Here is a 1,871-nt window from a genome sequence, read left to right as displayed (position 1 = left end):
GCTCCACTCACGACTTGGGACCCAGCACTCCGTGCGGGGTCCCTTTGCCGTTCGCCGAGGACCCGCCGAAGCCTCAGCCGAGCCCGGCCGTCCGGTGCCGCCGCAGCACATCCCCGGTGCCCGTCACACAGAGCATCATGTGGCTCGCAACGAGATTTTGATAGGCCGGATCATTCGCGAGCCCGTCCCATCCGCTGCCCTTGCGCCGGGCCGGCGTTTCCGGCTCTCCGACATCGTGCCGCTCGCGGATTCTCGACGGAAGCACGGGCAACGCGGTCACAACAAATCCGCGCAGACGATGAGCAAGATCGGGCGTGACCCGCCCGAGCAGGCTCCCAGGCCGGCGCATCTCGGCACACGCGACGAAGCGCGCCAGGGCATCCACGTCGTCCGACGTATGCCGTGTCCCCGTCAACAGGTGCGTCCGGACCGCGTCGAGAAGCACAGCGCGCTGCGCGGCAGTCAAGCCCAACAGCGCGCGTCGGTGGGCCGTGATGACCTCGCCCTGGGTCCGGACCGCCATCGCGGCTTCGTATTCCGACCGCGCGTCCATTCGGCCACGATAGACCGCAAAAGCGCATCCCGCCCGCGCCGTCCTCGGCTCGACCGGGTGCCGGCGCCGAGTCGCTGGCTCGCTTGAGTCACGCCGTGTACGACGATCCCCGGGGAGGCCCTGGACCGCCGCGGACCACACTCGGCCAGGGGTCTAGCCACTCTAGCGGGCGGGTCGTACGAATGGCCACCCGGCCGCCTCACGGGCCGGTGTTGAGGGTGATCGCGTAATCGCCCGGCACGCCCGCTACCTTCCGCAGCATGACGAACCGCGAGTTGACGCCGTCATTCCACGCCAACGGGTCACCGGAGAGGTGCAGGGTCAGGTTGACGAACCCTGCATAGCCCTCCGCGGTCGGGGTCATGGCAAAAATCTCCACGGCCCCGGATGTCAGCCGCGGATAGCCGACCACCTCGGGCGGGTCGCCGCGCCACTGCGGGTCGAGATAGTCGAAGGCTGCAGTAACTCCCTCGGTGCACCACGTGGGCAGATAGGCGACGAGTTGGCGCGTGGCGACGGCCACGGCGGCCGGGTCCCGCGCGTACGCCTGGTCAGTCGGCGACCCCGAGGGCGGCGTCGCCAGCGTGAACGGGATCGCGCACGTGGTCCCGGCCGGCGGCGCGGTGTGAGAAGCGCCGTTCCCCAGGATTAGCCGTATGCCGGCCGCCGACCCCACCAGCGCGCCGAATCCCACGAGCGAGCCGGCGAGACGCACGCGTGCGCGGTCCACCATACGGCGATGCACGGTCGCGGTCGTCGATCCGTTCGGTCCCGCTCCGTTGCGCACGCTCGGGTGGTTGGGCGACGACGGATTCGGGGCGGCGCGCCTGCGCCCGCCAGCCGTTGATGTGCAACCTCGTCATCGTCCTCCGCGCATATCCGACCGGATTCCCGCTCGCGTCCACGCGCCGCCATGCGGCCCCGACCTTGACGTCGGTCTCCTGGAGCAGGTCGGCCGCGTCGGGCTGGGAGCCCGTCAGCGCTCAAGCCTGCCGCCAAAGGGTCGGCGTGCTCTCCCGCACGAATCGCTCGAACCCCATCTTGTCGTGCACACCCCTTGATACACCGGAGGGCGCCGGCCCGTTGCAGGCGCGTCAGCCGGCGAAGATCAGAGGCACGCACGCCGTCAGGCTCGTCCCCGCCGGGCAGGTCGAGCGACCCCACGCCGGGTTCCCGCCGGCGAACCGGTCGCCCGTCGGGTCGACATACGCCTCGAGGCCGCCGTCAGGCTGCGTACGGACGTAGTGAACAATCGCGTCGCCCTCGGTCGTCGGGACGGCGACGGCGAGTTCGGCGCCGCGGCCCGCGGCCCGCGCGG

General features: G+C 70.9%; 3 protein-coding genes. All 3 read right to left on the bottom strand.

Going from position 1 to position 1,871, the window contains the following annotated elements:
* Positions 1-73: 73 nt before the first annotated feature.
* Entirely contained in the window at positions 74-553 is a 480-nt protein-coding gene (locus PKH97_RS16330) for a hypothetical protein (protein WP_324388662.1), read from the bottom strand.
* Between the two features lie 199 nt (positions 554-752).
* Entirely contained in the window at positions 753-1,286 is a 534-nt protein-coding gene (locus PKH97_RS16325; RefSeq protein WP_324388661.1) for a hypothetical protein, read from the bottom strand.
* 361 nt (positions 1,287-1,647) lie between these two features.
* On the bottom strand, positions 1,648-1,871 hold a 224-nt coding region (locus PKH97_RS16320), incomplete at its 5' end, for a hypothetical protein (protein ID WP_324388660.1).

The sequence above is a fragment of the Nostocoides sp. genome, from assembly GCF_035343835.1.
Lineage (GTDB): Bacteria > Actinomycetota > Actinomycetes > Actinomycetales > Dermatophilaceae > Nostocoides_A > Nostocoides_A vanveenii.
Note: the sequence above shows the minus strand (reverse complement) of the source record. Positions and strands in the feature narration are given on the sequence as shown.